This is a genomic window from Streptomyces sp. NPDC051109, assembly GCF_044455885.1.
Taxonomy (GTDB): domain Bacteria; phylum Actinomycetota; class Actinomycetes; order Streptomycetales; family Streptomycetaceae; genus Streptomyces.
Genome location: NZ_JBITFF010000005.1, coordinates 374,109 through 391,966, shown reverse-complemented (window position 1 = coordinate 391,966; position 17,858 = coordinate 374,109). Strand labels below are relative to the sequence as shown.

The window sequence follows — 17,858 nt, the reverse complement described above, 5'->3', positions numbered from 1 at the left end:
CCGTCCCGGACCCAGTGGTTCGTGGACCCGTACATACAGACTCGCTGGTTCTTGGAAAAATTGAACTTGCGTTTCACAGTGTGAGACGCGAATATCGTTTCATGGACAACTCTAGCGGCGTCGGCGTTCTCGACAAGGCAGCTCTGGTACTGAGCGCACTGGAGTCCGGTCCGGCCACCCTCGCCGGGCTGGTCGCGGCGACAGGGCTCGCACGACCCACGGCACATCGCCTGGCCGTGGCACTGGAACACCACCGGATGGTGGCGAGGGACATGCAGGGCCGGTTCATCCTCGGACCGCGGCTGGCGGAGCTCGCCGCCGCGGCCGGCGAGGACCGCCTGCTGGCCACGGCGGGACCGGTACTCACCCATCTCCGCGACGTGACGGGCGAGAGCGCGCAGCTCTACCGCCGTCAGGGCGACATGCGCATCTGCGTGGCCGCCGCCGAGCGGCTGTCGGGTCTGCGGGACACCGTCCCGGTGGGCTCGACACTCCCGATGAAGGCGGGCTCGGCCGCGCAGATCCTGATGGCCTGGGAGGAGCCCGAGCGGCTGCACCGCGGGCTGCAGGGCGCGCGCTTCACGGCGACGGCCCTGTCGGGCGTACGGCGCCGCGGCTGGGCGCAGTCGATCGGCGAGCGGGAGCCCGGCGTGGCGTCCGTCTCGGCGCCGGTGCGCGGGCCGTCGAACCGCGTCGTGGCCGCCGTGTCGGTCTCCGGGCCGATCGAGCGCCTGACCCGCCACCCGGGCCGGATGCACGCCCAGGCCGTCATCGACGCGGCCGCCCGCCTGTCGGAGGCCCTGCGCCGCTCCGGCTGATCCCCCGCTTCCCCCTCCCCCGGGCCCGGGGGCGCGTACGACGCCGCACACGTCCGAACACGCGCCTCCGGGCCCGCACTTGTACCGGCCCAGGGCTGGCGTCGGGGTGCGTACGGGAACAGCGAAGAGGCCCTCCGCGATGAACGCGGAGGGCCTCTTCTGTGCGTACCCCCGACCGGATTCGAACCGGCGCTACCGCCTTGAGAGGGCGGCGTGCTAGGCCGCTACACAACGGGGGCTTGCTCTGTACTGCGCTGGGCTACCAGGACTCGAACCTAGAACAAAGGAACCAGAAACCTTCGTGTTGCCAATTACACCATAGCCCAATGTGGTCTATACCAGACCAGTACCCCCGACCGGATTCGAACCGGCGCTACCGCCTTGAGAGGGCGGCGTGCTAGGCCGCTACACAACGGGGGCCCTAGCGATCCTGCATCAAGACGTCCGGGAGCTACCCAATGAGATCTTGCGGGAAGGATCTGTACCCCCGACCGGATTCGAACCGGCGCTACCGCCTTGAGAGGGCGGCGTGCTAGGCCGCTACACAACGGGGGCAAAGCACTGCGTTACTGCTGCACTGCGCTGGGGTACCAGGACTCGAACCTAGAATAAGGGAACCAGAAACCCTCGTGTTGCCAATTACACTATACCCCACCGAAAGTCAACCCCTCTGGGGGCTCTTCTTTCGAGTGGCGCCTCCGTCCGGCCTTTCGGCCCGCTCCGGCGGCGCAGAAAGAACATTACCGGATGCCTGACCGTGCTCCAAAACGGGTATCCGAGGCCAGCAGCTCCGGGAGCCGGGCGAGACCGGCAATCCGGTGCACGCCCTCGGGGCCCGGCCCGCGCCCTCCGTCCCGGTCGAGCCAGATCGCGGTCAGCCCGGCGTCGCGGGCGCCGCGCGCGTCGATCTCCGGCTGGTCCCCCACGTACGCCACCTCGCCCGGCGGCAGGCCGAGCGCCCCGCAGGCGGCGAGGAAGGCCTGCGCCTCCGGCTTGCTGACGCCCAGTTCCGCCGCGCAGAGCAGCACCTCGAAGCGCTCGCGCAGGCCGAGACGGCGCAGCTTGGGGTCCTGGTTGACGGTGGAGGAGTTGGAGAGCACCCCGTGCCGGTAATCGCCCGCGAGGGCGTCCAGTACGGGCACGACGTCGGGGAACAGGGTCCAGGCCGCCTTGTAGTGCACGACGTACCGGTCGAACCAGTGATCGGCCTCGGCGGGGCCCATCCCGGGCTCGCCGAGGAAGTCCCGTACGCGGTCACGGCGCTGTTCCTGGAAGGAAACCTCCCCGGCGGCGAAGCGGTCCCAGTGCCGGGTGGTGGTCTGCCGCCACAGCGCGAGCGCCTCCAGGGGGGACCCGTACCGCTCCGCGATGCCCTCCTCGGCGAGCCGGCGCGCGAGGCCGGCGCTGTCCGCCCCGGTGTAGTCGAACAGGGTGTCGTCGATGTCCCACAGCACTGCGCGGATCGGCATGCCTCCGACGCTACGACATCTCCCGGCGCCGCCTCCAGGGTTTGCCGATGTCGGCGGGCGGCACCACGCGTCGGGGGGCGGCGGCCGGGGTTCCGGCTGCCGCCCCCCGAGGGACGTACGTACGGGCGCCGCCTAGGCGGCGAGCTTCGCCAGGGCCGCGTCGATGCGCGACAGCGAGCGCTCCTTGCCCAGGATCTGGAGGGACTCGAAGAGCGGCAGGCCGACGGTGCGGCCGGTGACGGCCACACGGACCGGGGCCTGGGCCTTTCCGAGCTTGAGGCCGTGGGCCTCGCCGGCGGTCAGGACGGCCTGCTTGAGCGACTCGGGGTCGCTCCAGTCGGCCGTTTCCAGGTTCGCGCGGGCGGTGGTCAGCAGGGCCGCGGGCTCGCCCTTCATCGCCTTGTCCCAGGACGCCTGGTCCTCGACCGGCTCCTTGCGGAACAGGAAGTCGACGTTGGCGGTGATGTCCGACAGGACGGTGACGCGGGTCTGGGCGTACGGCGCGATGGCCGCCCACGCCTCGGCGTCGAAGTCCTCCGGCTCCCAGTTGGCGTGCGGGGCCTGCAGCCAGGGGGTGCAGGCGTCCGCGAAGGCCTTCGGATCGAGCAGCCGGATGTGGTCGGCGTTGATCGCCTCGGCCTTCTTCAGGTCGAAGCGCGCCGGGTTCGCGTTCACGTCCGGGATGTCGAACTTCGCCACCATCTCCTCGATGGAGAAGATGTCCTGGTCCTTGGAGAAGGACCAGCCGAGGAGCGAGAGGTAGTTCAGCAGGCCCTCGGGGAGGAAGCCGCGCTCGCGGTAGAGGTTGAGCGAGGACTCAGGGTCGCGCTTGGAGAGCTTCTTGTTGCCCTCGCCCATGACGTACGGCAGGTGGCCGAACTCGGGGACGCCGGTGGCGATGCCCAGCTCCATGAGCGCCTTGTACAGCGCGATCTGGCGCGGGGTGGAGGACAGCAGGTCCTCGCCGCGGAGCACGTGCGTGATCTGCATCAGCGCGTCGTCGACCGGGTTGACGAGCGTGTACAGCGGCGCGCCGTTGGCCCGCAGGATGCCGAAGTCAGGCACGTTCTCCGGGGTGAAGGTCAGCTCGCCGCGGACCAGGTCGGTGAAGGTGATCGGCTCGTCGGGCATCCGGAACCGGACGATCGAGGGGCGGTGCTCGCCCTGGTACGCCTCCAGCTGCACCTGGGTCAGCTCGCGGCAGTGGCCGTCGTAGCCGGAGGGCTTGCCGGCGGCGCGGGCGGCGGCGCGGCGGGCGTCCAGCTCCTCGGTCGTGCAGTAGCAGTCGTACGCGTACCCGCCGTCGCGCAGGCGCTGGGCGACGTCCGCGTAGATGTCCATGCGCTCGGACTGGCGGTACGGGGCGTGCGGGCCGCCGACCTCGGGGCCCTCGTCCCAGGTGAAGCCGAGCCAGCGCAGCGAGTCGAGCAGCTGGTCGTACGACTCCTCGGAGTCGCGCGCCGCGTCGGTGTCCTCGATGCGGAAGACGAACGTACCGCCGTGGTGGCGGGCGAACGCCCAGTTGAAGAGGGCGGTCCGGACCAGGCCCACGTGGGGGTTGCCGGTCGGGGAGGGACAGAAACGTACGCGGACGTTCGCGTTAGCCACGCTTGATCACCTTGTTGGTGAGAGTGCCGATGCCTTCGATGGTGACGGCGACCTCGTCGCCGACGTTGAGGGGGCCGACTCCGGCCGGGGTCCCCGTGAGGATGACGTCGCCGGGGAGCAGCGTCATGGCCTCGGTGATGTGGACGATCAGGTCCTCGATGGAGCGGACCATGTCGCTGGTGCGGCCGAGCTGGCGCTGTTCGCCGTTGACGGTGCACTGGATGGTCAGGTCGCTCGGGTCCAGATCGGTCTCGATCCAGGGGCCGAGGGGGCAGGAGCTGTCGAAGCCCTTGGCCCGGGCCCACTGCTTCTCGCGCTGCTGGACATCGCGCGCGGTGACGTCGTTGGCGCAGGTGTAGCCGAGGATCACGTCCTTGACGCGCTCCTTCGGGACCTCGCGGCACATGCGGCCGATGACCACGGCGAGCTCCGCCTCGTGGTGGAGGTCGTGGGAGAAGGAGGGGTACGCGATGGGGTCGCCCGGGCCGACCACCGAGGTGGAGGGCTTGAAGAAGGTGATGGGCGCTTCGGGACGGCCTTGGTCGTCGAAGACGGAGTTGCCGAGCTCCGCCGCGTGCTCCGCGTAGTTGCGGCCGATGGCCACGACCTTGTTCGGGAGCACGGGCGGCAGCAGCCGGACCTTGTTCAGGGGGACCTTCGTGCCCGAGAGCTCGAAGTCCGCGAACGGGATGCCCTTGATGATGTCGAGGACGAGCTCACCCTCGGCGCCGGGGGCGGTGCTGCCCTCGACCGCGCCGAACGCGACATTGCCGTCGATGGAGAACCTGGCGATGCGCACGTGTTGCGTCTGCCCCTCTGTATTTCCGCTGGCTGGAGTCTGCGTGTCCAGGCTAACGCGGCGGGCGGCGGCGCTTCGCGCTCCTTTTGCCGAGTGGCTTACTGCGCGGCGGCGACCGGCGCGTCCATCAGGATCGTGCGGCGCGGGTTCGCGGTCTGGGCGGGCAGCTCGACGGCGTGCTCCGGTGCCTCGATCGCCTGCAGCTCTTCGGCGTCCTTGAGGTGCGCGAGGGTGGTGCGGCGGGGGTTGGCTATGTTGCGGAACATTATCGTCGTCTTCACGGTGTTTCGGGCCCTCGGCTCGGTTGTCGGGTGGGGTTGTCGGATCCTTCAACCCTGTAAAGGGCAAGGCTAAACATCCGATTCCCCGGCCCAACCGGGAAGTAATGGCCACGGCTATGTGAGTTTGCTCACCCGTGACCCGGCAATACGGGCATAACAGGCAGTCAATTCCGGGTGGCGAAACGGACATTACGCCACTGAATCAGCCATTCCGCTCCTGATCATCTCGACTGGGACACCTTGCCAGCCACCGCGTTTGGTCGACGTAAGTCCGGTTCGTCCCGAAAGGCGGACCACATCGCGTAATCCGTCCATCGCATTCCGTGATCGCTGCTCCAGGCCGACACGCGCACCTTGTTGGAGATCCGCCACTGTGCTGGAATTCGCGGGACCGCCGCGGGAACAGCCGGCGCGCAGGTGGCGCGAGACAGCGCCGCGCGCGGCGGCAAGGAGAGGGAGACGCGCCGGTCACCGACGACCACCATGGGGCCGAAATGCCCCACGACTCGACACCGTCCCACCGGTCGCCCGGAGGGACGCCTGGTCCAGAGGTTGCGACGCTAGTGCAGGGACGATTCAAGAGGGATGGCAGCGCTGCGGCGGAGCAGGAGCCGCGCGGCGGGACCGACCGTGGCTCCTCGCCCCAGCACGCCCAGAACCGCGGGCCGGCTGCCGAAGGCGCCGGCCCCGACTCCTCCACCACGGTGAACGCGGTGAAGGCGAAGGCGCGACTCAAGCCCCGGGGCAAGACGAAGAGCGAAGAGCCGGCCGACAAGGACGTGGCGATACCGAAGGCCCCGAGCGGGCCCGGTTCGCGATTCGCCATGCAGAACTGGCGCATCAGCACGCGACTCGTGTCGCTGCTAACCCTGCCGGTCGTCGCCGCCACCACGCTCGGTGGCTTCCGCATCAACGACTCGCTCAACGACATCAGCCAGCTGGAGCACATGCAGCTGCTGACGACGATGACCCGGCAGGCCACCAACCTGGCCGCCATGCTCCAGGAGGAGCGGGACAAGTCGGCGGGTCCGCTGTCGGTCGACAGGTCGGGCAAGCCCAACAGCCTCGTCACGGGCGTACGCGACCAGACCGACGCCGCCGCGAAGGCCTTCCAGGCCGCGACCGACAAGGTCGACAGCGCGCAGGACAAGGACGAGACCCTCAAGTCGATCCGCAACAACATCCTGCAGATCGGCCGCCAGCTCACCGGCATCGAGGAAATCCGCAAGAAGGCGTACCAGAACGGCGCCCAGCAGACCGTCACCGAGTACAACGCGCTGATCGTCTCCCTGCTCTCGCTCTCCCAGGACATGGCGCAGGCCACCTCCAGCCCGGAGATGATCAAGCGTACGCGTGCCCTGGCGGCCTTCTCCTCCGCCAAGGAGTACGCCTCGATCCAGCGCGCCGTCATCGCCGCCTCGCTCCCCGAGAGCAGCGAGCGCGCGGGCACGCTCACCGAGAACGACCGCCTGTACGCCCTCTCCGCGCTCCGCGGCGAGAGCCAGTCGAAGAAGACCTTCGAACTCGTCTACCAGGGCAAGCCCGAGGAGCTCCTCGCGGCGCTCGGCGACGGCAACACGGAGATCGGCACCGCCGACCACTACGCGCGCCGCGTCCTGAGCACCCAGGGGCAGTTCGGCAAGGAGAAGAACCGGTCCTGGATGGACTGGTACGACGCGGACGACACCAAGCTGCAGGCCATGAAGGTCATCGAGCTGACCCTGCTCGAAGACATGGAGCAGAAGGCCCGCGAGCTCAAGAACTCCTCGCAGCAGGACGCCATCATCAACGGTGCCCTGATCCTGCTCGTCCTCGGCGTCTCCCTCGTCGGTGCCTTCGTCATGGCGCGGTCGATGATCCGCTCCCTGCGCCGCCTGCAGGACACCGCGACCCGGGTCGCCCAGGACCGACTGCCCGAGCTCGTCAAGCAGCTGTCCGAGTCCGACCCGCAGGACGTGGACACGTCCGTGGAGTCGGTCGGCCTGCACACCCGCGACGAGATCGGCCAGGTGGCCGCGGCCTTCGACGACGTGCACCGCGAGGCCGTCCGCCTCGCCGCCGAGCAGGCCCTCCTCCGGGGCAACGTCAACGCGATGTTCACCAACCTCTCGCGCCGTTCGCAGGGCCTCATCCAGCGCCAGCTCTCGCTCATCTCCGAGCTGGAGTCGCGCGAGGCCGACCCGGACCAGCTGTCCTCGCTCTTCAAGCTCGACCACCTCGCGACCCGTATGCGCCGTAACGGCGAAAACCTCCTCGTCCTCGCGGGCGAGGAGCCGGGCCGCCGGTGGACCCGCCCCGTCCCGCTCGTCGACGTGCTCCGTGCCGCCGCGTCCGAGGTGGAGCAGTACGAGCGCATCGAACTCGCGTCGGTGCCCGGCACCGACGTCGCCGGCCGCGTCGTCAACGACCTCGTGCACCTCCTCGCCGAGCTGCTGGAGAACGCCACCTCGTTCTCCTCCCCGCAGACCAAGGTCAAGGTCACCGGTCACGCACTGCCCGACGGGCGCGTGCTCGTCGAGATCCACGACACCGGCATCGGCCTCTCCCCCGAGGACCTCGCCGCGATCAACGAGCGGCTCGCCTCGCCGCCGACCGTGGACGTCTCCGTCTCCCGGCGCATGGGCCTGTTCGTGGTCGGCCGCCTGTCCCTGCGACACGGCATCCGCATCCAGCTGCGCCCGTCCGACTCGGGCGGTACGACGGCCCTCGTCATGCTGCCGGTGGACGTCGCCCAGGGCGGCAAGAAGCCGGGTCCGATGCCGGGCCAGGGCGGTCAGGGCGGCCCCGGCGGCCCGGGCTCCGGTGCTCCGCAGGGCATGCCGGGCGCGTCCGCGCAGGGTGCGGTCCCGGGCGGCGGCGCACGCCAGCCCGTCGGCGCCGGCCAGCAGCGCGGCCAGGTCTCCGGCGGCGGCCAGCGTGCCGCGCTGCCGGGCCGCGACGGCGCCCCCGGCCAGCAGGGTCCGCAGGGCGGTCCCGGTGCGCGTCCGCAGGCGGGTGGCCCGAATGCGCGTCCGCAGGGCGGTCCGGGCATGGCCGGCAGGCCCGGTGCCCCGACCTCCCAGGGTCAGGGTGCCTTCGGCGACGGCGCCTTCGGCGGCGGTGCCCCGCTGCCGGGCCGCGGTCCGGCCGGCGGTCCCGGCTCCCGTCCGATGCCCTCGCCCACGGCCTCCGGCCAGGGCGGCTTCCCGCAGGGCAACGGCTTCGAGCGCCCGCAGCCCCCGCAGCAGCAGTCCGCCCCGACGGGCCCGGTCCCCTCGGCCCAGGCGCCCGCCGCCCCGGCCCCGCGCGGCGCGCGGCCGCAGCTGCCGCCGCGCGGTGGCGCCGCGCGTCCGGAGCTTCCGGGTACGAACGGCGGCCCCGCCGGGATCCCGCAGACCACCAGCTGGGGCGCCGACCAGGCGCGCCACGGCGGCCACGAGGTCCCGCGAGGCCACGACGAGCTCTCGGGCCCCGGTTCGACGGCCGAGTTCCCCCGTCCGGACTTCAACGCCCCGCGCCCGCCGGCCGGCCAGGACATGTCCTCGACCGGGCAGTTCGAGCGCCCGCAGCCGCGCGGTGCGGCGGACCCGTCCACCACGGGCCAGTTCGCCCGTCCGGACTTCCAGGCCCCGCGGCCCGGCGGTCCCGGTGTCGGCGGATTCGCCCCCCAGCAGCCGCAGGCTCCGCAGCTGCCGCAGGCCCACCAGCCGGAGGCGCTGCCGCCGGCCCCGAGCACCGGCAACGAGCGCAGCCCGATCTTCGACACGCTGGAGTCGAACTGGTTCCACCAGGAGGACCAGCAGTCCTCCGGTCAGGCACCGGTCCCCCAGCAGCCGCAGCAGTCCGCCCCGGCTCCGGCTCCCCAGCAGCGCCTGCAGCAGCCGCTGCCGCAGCGCGGCCAGGAGCCCGCGGCCGAGTCCGCCCAGGCGACGACCGGCAGCTCGCCGACCGTCAGCTGGCGGTCCTCGCCGAACGACGAGCTGATGCGGCAGGCCGAGCGCGTGCGCCAGCCCGCCGCCGGCGGCATCACCACCTCGGGGCTGCCCCGCCGAGTACCGCGGGCGAACCTCGTGGCCGGCACCGCGCAGCAGCAGTCCGACGCACAGTCGGGCCCGCAGGTCTCGCGAGCGCCGGACGACGTCCGCGGCCGTCTGACCAACCTCCGACGGGGTATCCAGCAGGGCCGTCAGGCCGGCACCAACGGCCCGGCGACCGGCAGTTACCACATCGACCCCACTTACCAGCAGGAGCGTTAGTTGAGTTCGATGAGCCAGGCGGCACAGAACCTGAACTGGTTGATCACCAACTTCGTGGACAACACCCCCGGGGTGTCCCACACGGTGGTGGTCTCCGCCGACGGCCTCCTTCTGGCGATGTCCGAAGGTTTTCCCCGCGACCGCGCCGACCAGCTGGCGGCCGTGGCCTCCGGTCTGACGTCGCTGACCGCAGGAGCCTCGCGCATCTTCGAGGGCGGCGCCGTCAACCAGACCGTGGTCGAGATGGACCGGGGATTCCTCTTCCTCATGTCCGTCTCGGACGGTTCCTCCCTGGCCGTGCTGGCGCATCCCGAGTGCGACATCGGCCTCGTCGGCTACGAGATGGCCCTCCTCGTGGACCGCGCCGGCAGCGTCCTCACCCCGGACCTGCGCGCGGAACTGCAGGGAAGCCTGCTCATCTGACGCCACATCTCCCGGCCGGACGGTACTTCCGGCCGGGGGACCGGGGGCACGCCCCGGAACCCAGTACCACCGCCAGGCCGTCATACCGTCCCCCCACCGGCCGCCCCGTCAGACGGCACGCTGACCACTGCTGTCCAGCCCGGAGGATCAATGACCCCGCCCCCCGCCTACTCCGACTCGTACGGCGATTCGTCGTACTCGGAAGGCGACCAGCCGCTCGTTCGCCCGTACGCGATGACCGGCGGCCGGACCCGGCCCCGCTACCAGCTCGCCATCGAGGCGCTGGTCAGCACCACGGCCGATCCGATGCACCTGTCCGGCCTGCTTCCCGAGCACCAGCGCATCTGCACGCTGTGCCGAGAGGTCAAGTCGGTCGCGGAGGTCTCCGCACTGCTGTCGATGCCGCTCGGTGTCGCCCGGATCCTCGTCGCCGACCTGGCCGAGGCCGGAATGGTGGCCATCCACCAGCCGGGCAATGGAGAGGCCGGCGGCACGCCGGATGTAACGCTGCTCGAAAGGGTGCTCAGTGGACTTCGCAAGCTCTAATGGCGGACCTGCCCGCTCCACCACCTCCGCGAAGATCGTGGTGGCGGGCGGGTTCGGCGTGGGCAAGACCACGTTCGTCGGGGCCGTCTCGGAGATCAATCCGCTGCGCACCGAGGCCGTCATGACGTCCGCGTCCGCCGGCATCGACGATCTGACCCACACCGGGGACAAGACGACCACGACGGTCGCCATGGACTTCGGCCGCATCACCCTGGACCAGGACCTCATCCTGTACCTGTTCGGCACCCCCGGACAGGACCGCTTCTGGTTCATGTGGGACGACCTCGTCCGCGGCGCCATCGGTGCCATCGTGCTCGTCGACACCCGCCGGCTCGCCGACTGCTTCCCCGCGGTCGACTACTTCGAGAACAGCGGGCTGCCGTTCGTCGTGGCCCTCAATGGCTTCGAGGGGCACCAGCCCTACACCCCCGAAGAAGTGCGCGAGGCCCTGCAGATCGGTCCGGACGCCCCGATCATCACCACCGACGCCCGCCACCGCGCGGACGCCAAGAGCGCGCTCATCACGCTCGTCGAGCACGCCCTCATGGCCCGACTCAAGTAACACGACTCGGGCAACGGCGCTCAAGGGGCGCCACTCAAGTACCACGGGTTCTTCACAACGTGAGAGGGCGGGCTGTGTCATAGGACACGGCCCGCCCTCTCGGTTCATAACGTTTCGACAGAGAATTGCAGCCAGCCGGACACAGGGTGCGGTCGCCTGGTGCCGCTGCGCTCACAACCGGCACCTTATTTGGCGCAGCTCGCTCTTTATGTCCGATTTATGCGGGACATAAAGCTCTTGGAATGGCCGATTTCAAGTGTTTGGAACAGGACCGTTTACCGTGCTGGAATTCAACTAACTAGCTGGTAGCACCGCCGAGAGGTTGTTGGTCGAGTGAGGCGAAGCAACTCGAGCCCCGCGGATGAACCCGCGCGCGGCAACTTCACCCCGCCGCAGCGCGCGGCCGCGTCGTCCGTCGACGTACCCGTCGACCCACCGGCGAAGAGCGGCAGCACCAGCAGGTTCTCCCCGCGCAACTGGCGTGTGCCCACCCGCCTGAACGCGATCCTGCTCGTCCCCGTCCTCGTCGGACTGGTGATGGGCGGCTTCCAGGTGAAGGGCTCCGTCGACACCTGGAACGAGGCCAAGGACGCCGAGAAGACGGCCCGCATCGTCCAGGCGGCGGCCGAATACGGCCAGGCCCTCCTGAACGAGCGCGACCTCACGGCCGAGCCGCTCCTCAAGGGCGACCGGAACAACGAGTCCGTCGCGAAGGCCTATGCGGCCACCGACGCGGCCAAGGAGAAGTTCGCCCAGGCCTCGAAGAACCTCCCCTCGAACCACGGGCTGGAGCGCCGCCTGGAGCTCTTCCACCAGGAGGAGCCCAAGCTCGCGGCCGTCCGGCAGACGGCGTACGCCTCGCAGGAGACGGCGAAGAAGAACCCGCCGAGCGCGAACGGCCCGATCCCGACCGAAGAGGGGTACGTGCTGGTCCAGCACTACCTCATGACGTTCTCCAACGAACTCGGCCTGGGCACCGGCAACGTCACCAGCTACGGCCGCATGGTCTACGCGATCGAACTCGCGAAGGCGGCCAACTCGCTCCAGCGCGCGGTCGGCACCCACCTGCTGGTGCGCCCGAACGAGAACGAGGAGATCCGCAAGGCCCAGCTCGTGGCCTTCTCCTCGTACGCCTACCTCGAAGACATCGCCATCGGCGAGTACGTCGCGGCCGGTACCGAGGCGGACGTGGACCACCTCAAGGAGGTCATGGGCAGGCGCTCCCAGGAGGGCGCCGAGAAGCTCGCGGCCGCCAAGCGGGCGGCCGAGCAGGCCGGCACCCCCTTCAAGGCGCCGCCGATCGTGAACAATTCCGCGCTCACCGGCATGACCGAGGCGATCGCCGGCGGCGAGAGCAAGACCAAGATCATCGCGGGTGGCACCACCCCCCAGGCCTGGCAGGCCGCGTCCACCGCCAAGTTCGAGGGCTACGCCGAGGTCGAGAAGAACCTTCTCGACAAGGCCGTGACCGACTCCGTCGCCGTCTCCGACTCGGCCCGCAACGACGCCATCTGGACCGGCGCCATCGTGGTCGTGGCCCTGCTCGCCGCCTTCATCCTGGCCGCCATGATGGCCCGCCAGATGAGCAACGCGATGCGCCGGCTGCGCTCCGCCGCCTTCGACGTCGCCGAGCAGCGCCTGCCGATGCTCGTCGACCAGCTCTCGCGCACCGACCCGGGCAAGGTCGACACCCGTGTCGCGCCGATCCCGATCAACTCCCAGGACGAGATCGGCGAGGTCGCCCGCGCCTTCGACCAGGTCCACCGGGAAGCGGTCCGGCTCGCCGCCGAGCAGGCGCTCCTCCGAGGGAACGTCAACGCGATCTTCACGAACCTCTCCATACGCAACCAGTCGCTGATCGAGGGCCAGCTGACCCTCATCACCGACCTGGAGAACAACGAGGCCGACCCGGACCAGCTGGAGAACCTCTTCCGCCTGGACCACCTGGCCACGCGTATGCGCCGCAACGGCGAGAACCTCCTCATCCTCGCGGGTGAGGAACCGGGCCGCCGCTGGGACCAGCCGGTCCCCCTCGTCGACGTCCTGCGCGCCGCCTCCTCCGAGGTGGAGCAGTACGAGCGCATCGAGCTCTCGGGCGTCTCGGAGGCCGAGATCCACGGCCAGGCCGTGACCGACCTCGTGCACCTGCTCGCCGAGCTCCTGGAGAACGCCACGACGTTCTCCTCCCCGCAGACCAAGGTCCGCGTGAACGCCACGCGACTGCCCGACGGCCGCGTGATGGTCGAGATCCACGACAAGGGCATCGGCCTCACCGCCGAGGACTTCGCGGACATCAACCACAAGCTGGCCAACCCGCCGACCGTGGACGCCGCGATCTCCCAGCGCATGGGTCTGTTCGTGGTCGGCCGGCTGGCGGACCGCCACAGCATCCGGGTCCAGCTGCGCCCCTCGGGCGAGGCCGCCGGCACGACGTCGCTGGTCATGCTCCCCGACGCGATCACCCATGGTGGTGGTGGCGAGGGGATCCCGGACGACGACTTCACCGTGTCCTCGATGATCCCGCAGCAACAGGCTCAGCAGGCCGTCCCGATGCGTACGGCCGCGGAGCTGGGCTTCGACGACTCCCGCTACGAGGGCAGGGGCGCCGACGAGCAGGGCGACGGCACCGGGCTGGACCCGGTCGGCCGCTCCCTGGCCCAGCAGGAGCGCCGGGCCGCGCTCGAAGCCCAGGTGGGCTACGGGCAGGAGCAGCAGGGCGAGTTCGCCGAGCAGGAGTATGCGGAACCCCAGCCGGAGCACGGGTACCAGCCGTATCAGGAGTACGAGCAGCAGCCCGAGCAGGGCTACGACACCTCGTACGACTCCCGGCAGGCCCACGCGGCCCAGCAGGGCTACGAGGCGTACCCGCAGCAGGACTACGGCTATCCGGAAGCCGGTTACCAGGATCGCCGGCAGGACGCCCCGGCGTACGACGGTGGCTACGCATCCCCGTCCCCGCAGGCAGAGTGGCCCGAGCAGAACACCTACTCCGGCGGCTACCAGCAGGGCTACGGGACCGAATCGGAACCCCCGGCCGCTCCCGAACCCGCCCCGGAACGCGTAGGCTTCGACCGTCCGGGCGCCGCTGCCGACACCGGCCACGAAGTGACCGGAGCGGGCCTGCCGCGCCGCGGCAGCCAGCAGCAGTGGCAGCCGGCACAGAAGGAAGCGGAGTCCACCGGATCCCTCTTCGAGCAGCGGCCGCAGCGACAGCAGCAGCCCGCCGCCCCGGAGCGGGACGAGGAAGGCAGCGAAGCATGGCGCTCGAACAACGACGAGCGCTGGCAGCAGGCCGCCAAACTCCGTGAGCCGAAGGCGGGCGGGATCACTCCGTCCGGTCTCCCTCGGCGTGTGCCCAAGGCCAACCTGGTCGAGGGCGCGGCGGAGACGACCCCGCAGGGCGGCCCCCAGGTCTCCCGCGCACCGGAGGACGTCCGCGGCAGGTTGAGCAACCTGCGGCGCGGTGTCCAGCAGGGACGCAGCGCGGGTTCTGAGCAGTCAAGTAACAGCTATGACCAGGAGCGTTAGTGTGAGCCCGATGAGCCAGGCGGCACAGAACCTGAACTGGTTGATCACCAACTTCGTGGACAACACCCCCGGGGTGTCCCACACGGTGGTGGTCTCCGCCGACGGCCTTCTTCTGGCGATGTCCGACGGTTTCCCGCGCGACCGCGCCGATCAGCTGGCGGCCGTGGCCTCCGGTCTGACGTCGCTGACCGCTGGAGCCTCCCGCATCTTCGAGGGTGGCGCCGTCAACCAGACCGTTGTGGAGATGGACCGCGGGTTCCTTTTCCTCATGTCCGTGTCCGATGGATCGTCCCTCGCGGTGCTCGCGCACCCCGAGTGCGACATCGGCCTCGTGGGCTACGAGATGGCCCTCCTCGTGGACCGAGCAGGCAGTGTCCTCACGCCGGAACTGCGCTCGGAGCTGCAGGGAAGTCTTCTCAACTAGCAAACAGGCAGTGCGTTTCGCGTCATCGCACCATAGGGTGCGGTGGCGCGGTTCCACAGGGAGTACTGCGTTCTTGGAGTCGGAGGAGGAGACGTGACAACACCCGGAGGACATCCTTATGGCGGCGCGCAGCAGCCGCAGGGTGGGCAGCACGACCAGAACCGCTTCAACTTCCCCTCCGCTCCCAGCCGGCAGGTTCCGGAGCACAATCCCTACCAGCAGCAGCCGTACGGCCAGCCCCAGCAGGTCCAGCCGCCCCACCGGCCCTCGCAGCAGCCCCTCCGGGCTCCGCAGCAGCAGGCCCCCAAGGCGCACAACCCGCTGGTGCGCCCGTACGCGATGACCGGCGGCCGTACCCGGCCGCGCTACCAGCTCGCCATCGAGGCGCTGGTCAGTACCACGGCGGACCCCGCGCGGATGCAAGGGCAGTTGCCCGAGCACCAGCGCATCTGCCGCCTGTGCCAGGAGATCAAATCCGTCGCGGAGATCTCGGCACTTCTCTCCATTCCTCTTGGTGTCGCCCGCATCCTCGTCGCCGACCTGGCGGAGGCGGGCCTTGTCGCCATTCACCAGCCCGGCGGCGACGAGTCTGCCGGCGGCCAGCCAGATGTGACACTGCTCGAAAGGGTGCTCAGTGGACTTCGCAAGCTCTAACGGCGGAGCGGCTCGCTCCACCACCTCCGCGAAGATCGTGGTGGCGGGCGGCTTCGGCGTGGGCAAGACCACGTTCGTCGGCGCGGTCTCCGAGATCAACCCGCTGCGCACCGAAGCCGTGATGACGTCCGCGTCCGCCGGCATCGACGATCTGACCCACACCGGGGACAAGACGACCACGACGGTCGCCATGGACTTCGGCCGCATCACCCTGGACCAGGACCTCATCCTGTACCTGTTCGGCACCCCCGGACAGGACCGCTTCTGGTTCATGTGGGACGACCTCGTCCGCGGCGCCATCGGCGCCGTCGTCCTCGTCGACACGCGGCGCCTGGCGGACTGCTTCCCGGCCGTGGACTACTTCGAGAACAGCGGCCTGCCGTTCGTCATCGCCCTCAACGGCTTCGACGGCCACCAGCCGTACACGCCGGAGGAAGTCCGCGAGGCCCTGCAGATCGGCCCGGACGCCCCGATCATCACCACCGACGCCCGCCACCGCGCGGACGCCAAGAGCGCGCTCATCACCCTGGTCGAGCACGCCCTCATGGCCCGCCTGCGGTAGGCACCGCGGCCCACGCGAAAGGCCCCCCGCACTCCGAGGAGTGCGGGGGGCCTTTTCGGTCTGTCCCGGAGGGGTCAGCCCTGCCAGCTGTGGGGGGCGCGGAAGCCGGGGGTGCGCTCCAGGCGGCGCCAGCGGGCCTGGGAGCCGATGCGGTGCACGGCAGGGCCCTCGGGGGCGGACGCGGCGCGGGCCAGCAGGATCGCGGTGATCGCGGCCAGCTCCTCGGGGGCGGCGTTGCCCTTTTCGACGCGCAGCAGGGTGTCGGCGGACTGGGTGGTCATGGGTGGCAGGTCTCCTTCGCTTTACTGCGGCGGGTTGCCGTGCTTGCGGGACGGCAGGTCGGCGTGCTTGCTGCGGAGCATCGCCAGGGCGCTGATCAGCGTTTCGCGGGTCTCGGCCGGGTCGATGACGTCGTCGACGAGACCGCGCTCGGCCGCGTAGTACGGGTGCATCAACTCGGCCTTGTACTCCTTGACCATGCGCGCGCGCATCGCCTCGGGGTCCTCGGCCTCCGCGATCTGCTTGCGGAAGATGACGTTGGCTGCGCCCTCGGCGCCCATGACCGCGATCTCGTTCGTCGGCCAGGCGTACGTGATGTCCGCGCCGATGGACTGCGAGTCCATGACGATGTACGCGCCGCCGTAGGCCTTGCGCAGGATCAGCGAGATCCGCGGGACGGTCGCGTTGCAGTACGCGTACAGCAGCTTGGCGCCGTGGCGGATGATGCCGCCGTGCTCCTGGTCGACGCCCGGCAGGAAGCCGGGGACGTCCAGCAGGGTGATGATCGGGATGTTGAAGGCGTCGCACATCTGGACGAAGCGCGCGGCCTTCTCGGAGGCCTCGATGTCGAGGACGCCGGCGAGGTGGGCGGGCTGGTTGGCGACGATGCCGACGACCTGGCCGTCGAGCCGGGCCAGGGCGCAGACGATGTTGCGGGCCCAGCGCTCGTGGATCTCCAGGAAGTCGCCCTCGTCGACGAGCTCCTCGATCACCTTGTGCATGTCGTACGGGCGGTTGCCGTCCGCGGGGACCAGGTCCAGCAGGACGTCCGAGCGCCGGTCGGCGGGGTCGGAGGTCTCGTGGACCGGCGGGTTCTCCCGGTTGTTGGAGGGCAGCATCGAGATGAGGTAGCGCACTTCGGAGATGCAGGTCTCCTCGTCGTCGTACGCGAAGTGCGCGACGCCCGAGGTCTCGGCGTGCACGTCGGCGCCGCCGAGGCCGTTCTGGGAGATCTCCTCGCCGGTGACGGCGCGGACGACGTCGGGGCCGGTGATGAACATCTGCGAGGTCTCGCGGACCATGAACACGAAGTCCGTCAGGGCCGGGGAGTAGGCGGCGCCGCCGGCGCACGGGCCCAGCATGACCGAGATCTGCGGGATCACGCCCGAGGCCCTGGTGTTGCGCTGGAAGATGCCGCCGTAGCCGGCGAGCGCGGAGACGCCCTCCTGGATACGGGCGCCTGCGCCGTCGTTCAGGGAGACCAGCGGGGCACCGGCCGCGATGGCCATGTCCATGATCTTGTGGATCTTCGTGGCGTGGGCCTCGCCCAGGGCGCCGCCGAAGATGCGGAAGTCGTGCGCGTAGACGAAGACCGTGCGGCCCTCGACGGTGCCCCAGCCGGTGATGACACCGTCGGTGTAGGGCTTCTTGCTTTCGAGGCCGAAGCCGCTCGCGCGGTGGCGGCGCAGCTGTTCGACCTCCTTGAAGGAACCCTCGTCGAGCAGCAGCGCGATGCGCTCGCGCGCGGTCAGCTTGCCCTTGGCGTGCTGCGCCTCGGTCGCCCGGTCACTGGGTCCACGCCGCGCCTGCTCGCGCAGGGAGTGCAGCTCGGCCACGCGCCCGCGGGCGTCCGTCGGCTCGCTCGGAGTCTGGTCCACAACGGTCATGTATCGACCTTACGAAGCGGTCGAAGAAAAACCTCCGTTGATTCCACACAGTCTCGGAAGTGT

The 17,858-nt window shown here is 70.0% G+C and carries 15 protein-coding genes and 5 tRNA genes; 9 read left to right on the top strand and 11 right to left on the bottom strand.

Annotated features, from left to right (window positions below):
• Nucleotides 1-101: 101 nt before the first annotated feature.
• Nucleotides 102-818 (top strand): IclR family transcriptional regulator NdgR, encoded by a 717-nt coding sequence (ndgR, locus tag ACIBAD_RS12925; protein ID WP_037837458.1) that lies wholly within the window; start codon nt 102-104, stop codon nt 816-818.
• Between the two features lie 166 nt (nt 819-984).
• Here ndgR and ACIBAD_RS12920 read toward each other — a convergent pair.
• The 9 genes from ACIBAD_RS12920 to ACIBAD_RS12880 form a co-directional block, all read right to left on the bottom strand.
• Nucleotides 985-1,057, bottom strand: a tRNA-Glu gene (locus ACIBAD_RS12920).
• A gap of 15 nt (nt 1,058-1,072) precedes the next feature.
• Nucleotides 1,073-1,144 (bottom strand) — tRNA-Gln (locus ACIBAD_RS12915).
• A gap of 21 nt (nt 1,145-1,165) precedes the next feature.
• Nucleotides 1,166-1,238: transfer RNA gene (locus tag ACIBAD_RS12910), tRNA-Glu, on the bottom strand.
• Between the two features lie 62 nt (nt 1,239-1,300).
• Nucleotides 1,301-1,373 (bottom strand) — tRNA-Glu (locus ACIBAD_RS12905).
• Nucleotides 1,374-1,400: 27 nt separating this feature from the next.
• A tRNA-Gln gene (locus ACIBAD_RS12900) sits at nt 1,401-1,472 on the bottom strand.
• A gap of 86 nt (nt 1,473-1,558) precedes the next feature.
• Nucleotides 1,559-2,287 carry an HAD family hydrolase gene (locus ACIBAD_RS12895; protein ID WP_398906343.1) on the bottom strand — a complete coding sequence of 243 codons (729 nt, stop codon included), beginning with the start codon at nt 2,285-2,287 and terminating at the stop codon, nt 1,559-1,561.
• 132 nt (nt 2,288-2,419) lie between these two features.
• Nucleotides 2,420-3,895, bottom strand: coding sequence for a glutamate--tRNA ligase (gene gltX, locus ACIBAD_RS12890; protein WP_398906341.1), 1,476 nt, complete (start codon nt 3,893-3,895; stop codon nt 2,420-2,422).
• The gene (locus tag ACIBAD_RS12885) at nt 3,888-4,694 is read right to left on the bottom strand and encodes a fumarylacetoacetate hydrolase family protein (protein ID WP_134070891.1); all 807 of its coding nucleotides are present in this window, start codon (nt 4,692-4,694) and stop codon (nt 3,888-3,890) included. The genes gltX and ACIBAD_RS12885 overlap by 8 nt, the downstream gene beginning before the upstream one ends.
• 98 nt (nt 4,695-4,792) lie before the next feature.
• Complete coding sequence (locus ACIBAD_RS12880; protein ID WP_398906338.1) at nt 4,793-4,975, bottom strand: hypothetical protein; 183 nt, start codon at nt 4,973-4,975, stop codon at nt 4,793-4,795.
• Nucleotides 4,976-5,538: 563 nt separating this feature from the next.
• On the opposite strand from ACIBAD_RS12880, the gene ACIBAD_RS12875 reads away from it, so the two are divergent.
• The 8 genes from ACIBAD_RS12875 to ACIBAD_RS12840 all read left to right on the top strand — a co-directional run bounded on the left by ACIBAD_RS12875 (nt 5,539) and on the right by ACIBAD_RS12840 (nt 15,909).
• Nucleotides 5,539-9,210 carry a nitrate- and nitrite sensing domain-containing protein gene (locus ACIBAD_RS12875; protein ID WP_134070893.1) on the top strand — a complete coding sequence of 1,224 codons (3,672 nt, stop codon included), beginning with the start codon at nt 5,539-5,541 and terminating at the stop codon, nt 9,208-9,210.
• Between the two features lie 9 nt (nt 9,211-9,219).
• Nucleotides 9,220-9,633: a roadblock/LC7 domain-containing protein gene (locus tag ACIBAD_RS12870; protein ID WP_008739864.1), complete on the top strand. Its 414-nt coding sequence runs from the start codon at nt 9,220-9,222 to the stop codon at nt 9,631-9,633.
• A 150-nt stretch (nt 9,634-9,783) separates the two neighbouring features.
• The gene (locus ACIBAD_RS12865; RefSeq protein WP_048475965.1) at nt 9,784-10,179 is read left to right on the top strand and encodes a DUF742 domain-containing protein; all 396 of its coding nucleotides are present in this window, start codon (nt 9,784-9,786) and stop codon (nt 10,177-10,179) included.
• Nucleotides 10,160-10,741, top strand: a complete 582-nt coding sequence (locus tag ACIBAD_RS12860; protein WP_134070895.1) for an ATP/GTP-binding protein — start codon at nt 10,160-10,162, stop codon at nt 10,739-10,741. The genes ACIBAD_RS12865 and ACIBAD_RS12860 overlap by 20 nt, the downstream gene beginning before the upstream one ends.
• A gap of 333 nt (nt 10,742-11,074) precedes the next feature.
• Entirely contained in the window at nt 11,075-14,269 is a 3,195-nt protein-coding gene (locus tag ACIBAD_RS12855) for a nitrate- and nitrite sensing domain-containing protein (RefSeq protein WP_398906335.1), read from the top strand.
• Nucleotides 14,270-14,279: 10 nt separating this feature from the next.
• Nucleotides 14,280-14,693 carry a roadblock/LC7 domain-containing protein gene (locus tag ACIBAD_RS12850; protein WP_008739857.1) on the top strand — a complete coding sequence of 138 codons (414 nt, stop codon included), beginning with the start codon at nt 14,280-14,282 and terminating at the stop codon, nt 14,691-14,693.
• A gap of 93 nt (nt 14,694-14,786) precedes the next feature.
• Nucleotides 14,787-15,347: a DUF742 domain-containing protein gene (locus tag ACIBAD_RS12845; RefSeq protein ID WP_134070897.1), complete on the top strand. Its 561-nt coding sequence runs from the start codon at nt 14,787-14,789 to the stop codon at nt 15,345-15,347.
• Nucleotides 15,328-15,909, top strand: coding sequence for an ATP/GTP-binding protein (locus ACIBAD_RS12840; RefSeq protein WP_037792108.1), 582 nt, complete (start codon nt 15,328-15,330; stop codon nt 15,907-15,909). The genes ACIBAD_RS12845 and ACIBAD_RS12840 overlap by 20 nt, the downstream gene beginning before the upstream one ends.
• Nucleotides 15,910-15,983: 74 nt before the next feature.
• Here the strand turns inward: ACIBAD_RS12840 and ACIBAD_RS12835 are convergent, their stop codons facing one another.
• Together ACIBAD_RS12835 and ACIBAD_RS12830 are read right to left on the bottom strand one after the other, a co-directional pair.
• Nucleotides 15,984-16,190 carry an acyl-CoA carboxylase subunit epsilon gene (locus ACIBAD_RS12835; protein WP_398906332.1) on the bottom strand — a complete coding sequence of 69 codons (207 nt, stop codon included), beginning with the start codon at nt 16,188-16,190 and terminating at the stop codon, nt 15,984-15,986.
• A 21-nt stretch (nt 16,191-16,211) separates the two neighbouring features.
• Nucleotides 16,212-17,795: an acyl-CoA carboxylase subunit beta gene (locus tag ACIBAD_RS12830; protein ID WP_134070899.1), complete on the bottom strand. Its 1,584-nt coding sequence runs from the start codon at nt 17,793-17,795 to the stop codon at nt 16,212-16,214.
• Nucleotides 17,796-17,858: the final 63 nt, after the last annotated feature.

Bases quoted from the DNA above. Each gene is read 5' to 3' on its own strand.
- ACIBAD_RS12870 (WP_008739864.1), top strand. From the start codon at position 9,220: ATGAGCCAGGCGGCACAGAACCTGAACTGGTTGATCACCAACTTCGTG.
- ACIBAD_RS12850 (WP_008739857.1), top strand. From the start codon at position 14,280: ATGAGCCAGGCGGCACAGAACCTGAACTGGTTGATCACCAACTTCGTG.
- ACIBAD_RS12830 (WP_134070899.1), bottom strand. From the start codon at position 17,795: ATGACCGTTGTGGACCAGACTCCGAGCGAGCCGACGGACGCCCGCGGG.
- ACIBAD_RS12895 (WP_398906343.1), bottom strand. From the start codon at position 2,287: ATGCCGATCCGCGCAGTGCTGTGGGACATCGACGACACCCTGTTCGAC.
- ndgR (WP_037837458.1), top strand. From the start codon at position 102: ATGGACAACTCTAGCGGCGTCGGCGTTCTCGACAAGGCAGCTCTGGTA.
- ACIBAD_RS12835 (WP_398906332.1), bottom strand. From the start codon at position 16,190: ATGACCACCCAGTCCGCCGACACCCTGCTGCGCGTCGAAAAGGGCAAC.
- ACIBAD_RS12865 (WP_048475965.1), top strand. From the start codon at position 9,784: ATGACCCCGCCCCCCGCCTACTCCGACTCGTACGGCGATTCGTCGTAC.